Origin of the sequence: Parasphingorhabdus sp., from assembly GCF_049667325.1 — a bacterium.
In the GTDB taxonomy this organism is placed as follows: Bacteria; Pseudomonadota; Alphaproteobacteria; order Sphingomonadales; family Sphingomonadaceae; genus Parasphingorhabdus.
Window position 1 is genome coordinate 1 of the sequence record NZ_JBATHY010000209.1, and the last position, 9072, is coordinate 9072.

Sequence of the window (9072 nt, forward strand, 5' to 3'; positions counted from 1 at the left end):
CCATCTATCCGCGGCGCATGGTTCGCCAGTGTTTCGGACAGCCTTTACAAGCAATATGCCGACAAATATCGCGCCCGCTATGGCCGGGCACCTTTCCGGCTGTCGAGCCTCGGCTATGATTCGGTGCTGCTGACGGTCAAAGTGGCGCGCAACTGGAAAGTGGGATCGCCCTTTCCGATAAACCAGCTCACCGACCCTGGCGGATTCATCGGACTGGACGGTGTTTTCCGGTTCAAGTCCGACGGCGTTTCCGAACGGGCCCTGGAAGTGCAGGAAATTCGCACCGGCAGCTTTGCCGTGGTTGATCCTGCGCCCAAGGGATTTCGATAGGACCGTGCTCCGCACTTGATGCGGAGCCGGAGCCTAACGAGAGCTATTTATCGACAGAGCTCCGCACCAGGTGCGGAGCACAAAGCTAGCCGATATTCTGGCCAGTATCTTTCCAGTCCTTGAGGAAGCCTTCAAGCCCCTTGTCGGTCAGCACATGTTTGAACAGGCCGCGGATGACATTCGGAGGCATGGTCCCGACATCGGCACCGATGCGTGCTGACTCCAGCACATGGATCGGATGGCGGATCGAGGCGACCAGGATTTCGGTATCAAAGGCATAATTGTCATAGATCAACCGGATATCCTCGATCAGCATCATGCCGTCGAGGCCGTTGTCATCATGGCGTCCGACAAACGGCGAAATGAAGCTGGCGCCGGCCTTGGCCGCGAGCAGCGCCTGATTGGCCGAGAAACATAGCGTCACATTGACCATCGTGCCTTCGCTGGTCAGCGCCTTGCAGGTTTTCAGCCCGTCGATGGTCAGGGGTACCTTGATGCAGACATTGTCCGCGATCTTGCGGAGCACTTCCGCTTCCTTCATCATCGTTTCGTGATCGAGCGCGATGACTTCGGCGGAAACCGGCCCGTCGGTCAGGCCGCAGATTTCCTTGGTCACTTCCATGATGTCGCGGCCCGATTTCTTGATCAGCGAAGGATTGGTGGTGACGCCGTCGACCATCCCGGTCGCGGCAAGGTCAGCGATTTCCGCCGTATCGGCGGTATCTACAAAGAATTTCATCACTCTGGCTCCAAATTTGAGGAAATGGCGGCTGCTGCCGGTTGCCTATCCGCTTTCCAGTGGCCGTGAAACTGCGGCCCCGCCTTTAACGGCAGAAAGCTGTGGATAAATTGGGGGAAAAATTGGGGGATTAAATGGGTGAGCACCGGATATTGCGTCCCGGTCTTGCAATATTTTGGTGTGATGTTAGTGACTACAACTGTAGTCTAAAAGGAGTCGTTCGGAATATGCGTCTTTCAACCCTAAGCGCGGTTGCCATGCTGGCCAATGTACCCGGCATCGCCCCAGCCCAGCCTGTTACGTCTATCGCAGCGTCCGACCAACCGATGCTGGCCCAAACCGCGGAAGCGCAGTTGCTCGCTCTGGAGCGGACCGCGCAGCAACCCTTGGCGGATGTGATCGCCGAGTTTGAAAGCGGCAGATTTGCGCCAACCTACCAGGCCGCAACTACGCCTGAAGAACGGCGGACTCTGCTGGAGCAGATACGCACGGCCGCGGCGCAGGCAGGCGGCGTCGGGATTGATCAGGAGGATGACGGCTATGTGATGACATTTGACGGTCCGGCCACCTATCTGGTGCGCGTCACCCTTGCCAAGATCGCGCCATTTGGAATCACCGCGCTATCGATCGACCGGATGGCGGAAGCGACAGCAATCCAGCTCGAAACTCTGGAATCCGAGATCGACTCCCTCATGGCGGAAGGCGGCCGGTCGGGGGTCGTCTATGTCGCGATAGACGGAAAGGTTGCGCTGGAAAAAGCCTATGGCATGGCCAACGCCGATCTGGGCACTGCCAATACGATCGATACCGTGTTCGGCATCGGCTCACGACCGATCGATTTCACCGTGGCTGCGATCTATTTGCTCGAGCAACGCGGCAAACTAGGCCTCGATGACCGGCTCGACCAATATTTTCCCGATGCGCCTGCCGATCGCGCCGGGATGACGCTGCGCCAGATGATGACCGGCAAGTCCGGGCTTCCCGATTTTCCCGTCAATGACAGCGACTGGGATGCCGATCTTGGCTGGATCGACCGGGCCGAATTCGAACGGCGCACGATGGCCACGCCCCTGTTGTTCGAACCGGGCAATGGCGATGCGCACTCACACTGGGCCTTCGGGGTACTCGCTGCGATTGTCGAGCGGGTCAGCGGTCAGGGCTATTATCCGTTCTTGCGCGAGAATTTTTTCGACCCAGCGGGAATGGCCCGCACCGGAAACTATGGCGAGAGTCGAGGGTTGAAATTGACCGATTTTGCGGCTGGTGGCGGCAAACAGGTCGGCGTACCCAACATTCCGCCAAACTGGGGACCGACCTCCTGGCTTGTCATGGGCAGTGGCGGCATGTTTTCCACCCTCGGCGATCTCAGGCTCTTCTACTCCCATGTGACGCGAGGCGGCGTGCTAGAACAGCGCTATATCGAGCATTTTCTTACACCATCTGCAAATCTGGATGGCTCGGACCGAGGATTCGAGCTGTTTAGCTTCACCGACGAGAATCGCAGCGACGAGGTCTATGTGTTTCTCAATAATGGTGGCCAGGAAGCCATGCGCCCCCTCGTCCGCCCGCTGGTTCAATTGTTGAAGGCAAACTAGACCGCATTGGCAATCGACCGATCATCCCCTACCGTCAAAAAGCTTTTCCGGCTCCCAGCACTGTAATCAGCAGCGGATCATTGGTTGATCGCGGATTGGCGCGGATCGATTCTTCCTGCGCGCCGATCGAGCGATAGATGGCATCATTGACCTTGTTGGTCACATCGCGGCTGATGCTGGAAAAATCGACATTGGTGGCTTGCGACAGCACAATATTGATGATTTCATTGTCGAACAGTCTCAGACCATTGCCGATGCCAGGTAACATACGGTCGACCAAACTGTCGCCGAGTTGACCCTGTAACAAACTGGTGGCGGCCCGCGGCCCGCCGTTGATAATCGCCACAGCGTCGGCGATGCTCATATTGCGGATGGCTTCCGCCACAATCGGCGCGGCAAGCTCTGCGCCTTCTTCAGCCGCGCGATTGACCTGCCTGAGCAAGCGGTCCTGTATCGGCTTTGAACGGAGCAAGGCGGTGGCGATGCTGGTGACCCTCGATCCACCTAGCGAATCCGGTACCGCAATCCGGGCAATCTGGCTGTCGAAAAATCCGTTTGGCTGGAGCATTTCGGCAAAGGCATTTTGCGAAGACAAGGTGAGCAGCCGTTTGACGGCTTCGGTGAGGCTAAGACCCGGTAGACTCGAACAACCCGGAAGTGCCAGCAATCCGGCAGCAGCACCCATACCCAGAACGGCTCGGCGATGATAGATCATGATAGGTCTCCAAATTTCGCCAAAGCAAGAATGACGAATGATATTTCCCTGCCTATAGCATCAATATGAATCGCGTCCGTGTACTCCTGCTTAACGCCGCCCTGGGTCCGCTTGATTACCGGGTGCCGGAAGGCATGCAGGTCGAACCGGGGTCGATAGTGATGGCACCGCTAGGCCCGCGTAAAATGCCAGGGGTCGTTTGGGAGGCCGAGAGCTTTCCGGTCGAAGAAATTGACCCGAAGAAATTGCGCCCCCTGCTCGAGCTTCGCGATGTTCCGCCGCTGCGCGCGCCGCTGCGGCGACTGATCGAGTGGACCGCGGATTATTATTTCGCCTCGCCGGCATCTGTGCTCCGCATGGTCCTTTCGAGCGGCGCCGCCTTTACCGACAATCGTCCGATCAGCGAATATCGGTTGAACGGGACGGTTCCGGACCGCATGACGGCACAGCGTGAGCAAGCGCTCGAAAAGCTGATCGGCGTGCAAGGGACGATCAGCGAACTGGCCTTCAAAGCCGATGTATCGGTCGCCGTCATCCGGGGACTGGAAAAGCTTGGGGCGTTTGATCGGGAAGACGTGTCTCCTTTTGCGGCGACCTCCAAGCCGACTCCCGATTTCGGCTCGGTCGATCTCAGCGAAGATCAGAAAAATGTCAGCAACATCCTGATCGAGGCGGTGCGCGCGGCGCAGTTCAAACCCTTTCTGCTCGACGGGGTAACCGGATCGGGCAAGACCGAAGTTTATTTCGAGGCGGTTGCCGAAGCGCTCCGCCAGGACAAGCAGGTGCTGGTGCTGCTCCCCGAAATCGCGCTCACCGAACCGTTTCTCAACCGGTTTCATGCCCGCTTCGGTGCCGAACCTCTCGCCTGGCACAGCGGCATGAAACAGTCGGAGCGCAAGAAAAACTGGCGGGCCCTGGCCGAGGGCAATGCCAGAGTGATCGTTGGCGCCCGCTCTGCCCTGTTCCTGCCTTATGCCAATCTCGGCCTGATCATCGTCGACGAGGCGCACGAGACCAGCTTCAAACAGGAAGACGGCGTGCGCTATCACGCCCGCGACGTCGCGGTCATGCGCGGCCTGCACGAGAAGATTCCGGTCATTCTGGCCTCCGCCACTCCGGCGATCGAAAGCCAGCACCAAGTCGAGCAGGGCAATTATGAACTGCTCGAACTGCCGGCCCGTTTCGGCGGGGCGACAATGCCTGATATCGAAGCGCTGGATTTGACGCAGGATGTGCCGCCGCGCGGAAACTGGCTGGCTCCTACCCTCGTCAATGCGCTGGAGGAGAATCTCGAACGCGGCGAACAGTCGCTTTTATTCCTCAACCGGCGCGGTTTTGCGCCGCTTACCCTGTGCCGAACCTGCGGCCACCGGATCGACTGCCCCAATTGCACCGCCTGGATGGTCGAGCATCGCCTGACGCGCCGGCTTGCCTGCCATCATTGCGGCCATGTCATGCCGATCCCGGAAAAATGTCCGGAATGCGGCGACGAAGACAGTCTTGTTGCCTGCGGACCCGGCGTGGAACGGATTTGCGACGAGGTGAAAATGCTGTTTCCCGCAGCCCGCACGGCGATCGTCACTTCTGACACGATCTGGTCTCCGCAGCGCGCCGCCGATTTCGTCAACCAGATGGAGGCCGGGGCGATTGATATCGTGGTCGGAACCCAGTTGGTGACCAAGGGCTATCATTTTCCCAATCTGACGCTGGTCGGTGTTGTAGATGCAGATATCGGACTGGAAGGCGGTGACCTACGCGCTGCCGAACGCAGTTTCCAGCAAATCGCTCAGGTAGCCGGACGGGCGGGGCGAGCCGAGAAACCCGGTCACGTTTATGTCCAGACCCGGATGCCCAGCGCACCGGTTATCCAGGCCCTGATCAAGAACGACCGGGAGGGATTTTACGCCGCCGAGATCGAAGCGCGGCGTCAGGCGCAGGCACCGCCTTTCGCACGCTGGGCGGCGATCATCGTCTCTTCCGAGGATAATAAGGAAGCAATGGAGACCGCTCGCCTGATCGGCCAGACCGCGCCGAGGCTCGATGGCTTCTCGGTCTTTGGCCCCGCACCGGCGCCACTAGCCATGCTGCGCGGTCGCCATCGTCACCGGCTGCTGGTTCACGCCCTCCGGTCCGTCGACCTGCAACAAATCATGCGCGAATGGCTGGAAAAGCTGGAATGGCCGCGCGCAGTGCGCGTCGGGGTCGATGTCGATCCCTATAGTTTTGTTTGACCCTATCGTGCTCTGCACTTGATGCGGAGCTTTGGGTTGGGTAGCGCTGGTTCCGCACAAGGCTCCGCATCAAGTGCGGAGCGCAGAAAATTGAAAGCCGCTCCATGAATCGCATCCTAGCGCTAGTTTTTCTCGTTTCAGCCATTTTGCTCACCGGCCCTGCCCATGCCGATCCCACAGATATCAGTGCCGCCAGCCGTTCGGTTGTCCGGGTAGTTCTCGCCGCGAAAGACGGTAACAAGGTTGCTTTTGTAGGCCACGGCAGCGGCTTCGTCGTTGCACCGGACAAGATCATCACCAACGCCCATGTCGTCGAGATCGCGCGGCAGGAATCCTCCGTGGTCATCGGCATCATCCCTTCGCAGGGCGGGACCAGCTACGGCGGCAAGATCATCGCTTATTCTCCAAGCAATGATCTCGCGCTCATCCAGGTGCTGGACGGCGGACGTTTGCCGCCGATGACGATTTTTGGTGGCCAGGTGGGCGATGGAGCTGATGTTGTGGCGGTCGGCTATCCCGGGTCTGTCGACCGGGCGCAAGGGCTCAATCTGGACGATCTGATCAACCCGATGTCGCCAGTCAAGACCACCGGCACGGTGTCTGGCGGTCGAACGACCAAGCAATTCGACACGATTCTTCATACCGCACCAATTGCGTCGGGCAATAGCGGCGGGCCGCTGATCGACAATTGCGGTCGGGTGCTGGGTGCGAACAGCTTTGGGTCATTGAGTAGTGGCAATGACGCCGAATTCGGTTTTGCCGTATCGGCGCGCGAAATTCTGAGCTTCCTGCGCAAGGCGGGAGTGAAGGCGGCCGTGACAGCAACCCCGTGCCGCTCCGCAGCGGAGATCAGCCTTGAAGAACAACAGCGTGAAATCGCGGCACGTGCGCAGGTCGCCTCGGCGAAGGAAGCTGCGGCCGAGAAGCGGGAACGCGCGGAGGCAAAATTACGCACCGGCATATCGCAAGACGTTATCGCCGAACGCGAAAACCGCATGGCGATCGCAGCGCTGTTGCTGATATTGTCGCTGCTGGCAGCAGGCGGCGCAGCCATGCTTATGATGCAGAGCAGACGCAACGCGGCAATCGGCGCTGCAGGCGGCGCGGCGATCCTCTTGCTGACCGCGGTTTTTACCTTCCTTTCCCGACCGGATTTCAGCGAGATTGACGACCGTGTGGCAGTTGCCCTGAAGGACAATGCGGATAAAAGCGTCCCGCAACAGGCCAGCACGGCCACGTCGGGCAAATATCAATGCACCATCAATCCGCAACGCAGCCGGATCACGGTGTCACAGGAAGTGGAACTGCCGCTAGAATGGGCCGATGGCGGCTGTGTCAACGGCCGCACCCAATATGGCCGCGATGGCGCCAAATGGTCGCGAATATTTGTCCCCAACGAGGAACAGACCATCACCATCAGCAGCTTCCGGCCGGATCGGAGCGAATTTACCGAGGAACGCTACCTGATGGGGCTGGATGCGATGACCAGAGCGCGGGCGATCCGCGCGAAATATGGCAACAAGGCCTGCACGACAGACGACAAGGCGCTGGCCGATATCGAGGATATGGTGAAGGCAATCAGAGCGGAATTGCCGGGACAGACGAACGAGCGACTGGTTTACGAATGCAAAAGGGTGGAAAACTAGACGGGCCGGACCGGCATGCGGACACCGGTTTCACGGATATTATGCGTCAAGCACGCTTTCGTCTTGTTTCCGAACTGCTCGGATCTTGCGCCGCTGACAAAGAAACCGACCCGACCCGGGGAACCCATTTTTCCGCCGGACGCAAATCGGTGCAATTGTCCAGTGCCTCGGCCTTGCCATATAGATATCCCTGAACCTGGTCACAGCCCAGTATCCGAAGGTCCTCGACCTGTTCCTGCCGCTCAACACCCTCGGCCGTTGTCGTCATGCCAAGATTTTTGGCGAGGCTGATCACCGATTTGATGATGGCTCTACAATCATCCCGGGAATCAATCTCGTTGACAAAGCAGCGGTCAATTTTAATCTTGTCGAAGGGGAAGCTCCGCAAATAGTTGAGTGAACTATATCCAGTACCAAAATCATCCAATGAAATGCGAACGCCCAGTTTCCTCAAGCTGTGCAAAGTGCGGATATTGACGTCACTGTCCTGCATCAAAATGCTTTCGGTGATTTCCAGTTCCATGCGCTCGGGGGCGATGCCCGTCTGCGCAAGCGCATTGACGATTGTCGGGATCAGGTTGGTGCTGCGCATCTGGGAAGGAGACAGGTTAACCGCCACACTCAGCGCTTCATCCCATTGCGCAGCATCTTCCAGAGCCTGGCGAATAACCCATTCGCCAAGCTGAACGATCATTCCGGTTTCTTCAGCGACCGAGATGAAGTCATTGGGCATGACCACCCCGCGTTCCGGATGTTCCCATCGCAAAAGCGCCTCGAAACCGGTCTGTTTGAGTGTTTTCAGGTCAATCACTGGCTGATAATGCAAGCGCATTTCCTGATCCGCAAATGATGCTCGCAGATCCAGTTCCAATTTTCGGCGCTGTTCCGCGACAACATCCATTTCCTTTTCAAAAATGGCAACGCGATTGCGCCCGGAGCGCTTCGCCGAATATAGCGCGAGGTCTGCATATTTCACCAATATGTCCGGCTCTGTAATGTCTTTTGTCCATTGTGCCAGACCGACGCTGGCGCTGCTGACGACATTATGGTCATCGATCAGAAACGGCTTGCAGGCCGCGTTCACAACCATATTTGCTATGTCTTCGGCAAATTCTGCTCGCTCCCCGCTCAGGAGAAGGGCAAACTCATCACCTCCGATCCGGGCGAGCGTATCATTTGACTTGGCGATATTTTCCAGTCGCCTGGAAACCATTGTCAAGAATTTGTCACCTATAGGGTGTCCCAATGTGTCATTGATTGCTTTGAAATGATCGAGATCGAACAGCAGCAATGCAATCTTGTCTTCGGGCTGTGCGCGATGGACGGCCCGGTTCAACGCATCGGTAAAAAACCTCCGGTTAGGAAGATCCGTCAAGCCGTCGAAATGGGCCATGTAACGGACTTTCTCTTCGGCGGACTTTTGAGCGGTCATATCGGAAATAACCCCCCTCATCGCAACGCCGAGTTCGCCCGCGCCTTCCTTGGTGGCACGACCACTAATCTGCCACCAGTGCACTTCATCATCGATGGTGACGGCAACCATGATCGCAGGAAATGACACGCCTTGTGAAATATAGTTGGTCAGCATGCGGCGGTCTTCCTCCTCGTCAAGAAGCGAGACCAAAAGCGACTCGTTCAAATCCGCAACGGAACGATGGGCAACTTCTGCAAAACGGTCACAAACATCTAACAGAAATCCTCCGCGATCGACGGAGAAAAGCCAGTTGGATGATTGTTCTTCAAAATCATTGAGCAGCAGTTTCACGGTCTCAGCGGATTCCGTTAGTTCATGCTGCGCAAATATCTCATCCGCGAA

At 57.8% G+C, this 9072-nt stretch carries 6 protein-coding genes and 1 pseudogene; 4 read left to right on the top strand and 3 right to left on the bottom strand.

Annotated elements, in window-relative coordinates:
- Positions 1–330: pseudogene (locus WBM93_RS09475) on the top strand (penicillin-binding protein activator); the annotation flags it as partial.
- 85 nt (positions 331–415) lie between these two features.
- On the opposite strand, the gene fsa reads toward WBM93_RS09475, so the two are convergent.
- Positions 416–1069, bottom strand: coding sequence for a fructose-6-phosphate aldolase (gene fsa, locus WBM93_RS09480; protein WP_424431264.1), 654 nt, complete (start codon positions 1067–1069; stop codon positions 416–418).
- A 227-nt stretch (positions 1070–1296) separates the two neighbouring features.
- Between fsa and WBM93_RS09485 the strand changes: the two genes are divergently transcribed.
- A complete protein-coding gene (locus WBM93_RS09485) occupies positions 1297–2664 on the top strand; it encodes a serine hydrolase domain-containing protein (protein ID WP_424431266.1) in 1368 nt (455 codons plus the stop codon).
- Between the two features lie 34 nt (positions 2665–2698).
- On the opposite strand, the gene WBM93_RS09490 is transcribed toward WBM93_RS09485, so the two are convergent.
- The gene (locus tag WBM93_RS09490; protein ID WP_424431267.1) at positions 2699–3379 is read right to left on the bottom strand and encodes a DUF4197 domain-containing protein; all 681 of its coding nucleotides are present in this window, start codon (positions 3377–3379) and stop codon (positions 2699–2701) included.
- A gap of 65 nt (positions 3380–3444) precedes the next feature.
- Here WBM93_RS09490 and WBM93_RS09495 point away from each other — a divergent pair, with 65 nt between their 5' ends.
- Positions 3445–5610 (top strand): primosomal protein N', encoded by a 2166-nt coding sequence (locus WBM93_RS09495; RefSeq protein WP_424431269.1) that lies wholly within the window; start codon positions 3445–3447, stop codon positions 5608–5610.
- Positions 5611–5714: 104 nt separating this feature from the next.
- A complete protein-coding gene (locus WBM93_RS09500) occupies positions 5715–7256 on the top strand; it encodes a trypsin-like peptidase domain-containing protein (protein ID WP_424431271.1) in 1542 nt (513 codons plus the stop codon).
- A 46-nt stretch (positions 7257–7302) separates the two neighbouring features.
- Here WBM93_RS09500 and WBM93_RS09505 read toward each other — a convergent pair.
- On the bottom strand, positions 7303–9072 hold a 1770-nt coding region (locus WBM93_RS09505), incomplete at its 5' end, for a putative bifunctional diguanylate cyclase/phosphodiesterase (RefSeq protein WP_424431273.1).

Coding starts and splice junctions, on each gene's coding strand:
- fsa (WP_424431264.1), bottom strand. CDS start 1,069: ATGAAATTCTTTGTAGATACCGCCGATACGGCGGAAATCGCTGACCTT.
- WBM93_RS09485 (WP_424431266.1), top strand. CDS start 1,297: ATGCGTCTTTCAACCCTAAGCGCGGTTGCCATGCTGGCCAATGTACCC.
- WBM93_RS09490 (WP_424431267.1), bottom strand. CDS start 3,379: ATGATCTATCATCGCCGAGCCGTTCTGGGTATGGGTGCTGCTGCCGGA.
- WBM93_RS09495 (WP_424431269.1), top strand. CDS start 3,445: ATGAATCGCGTCCGTGTACTCCTGCTTAACGCCGCCCTGGGTCCGCTT.
- WBM93_RS09500 (WP_424431271.1), top strand. CDS start 5,715: ATGAATCGCATCCTAGCGCTAGTTTTTCTCGTTTCAGCCATTTTGCTC.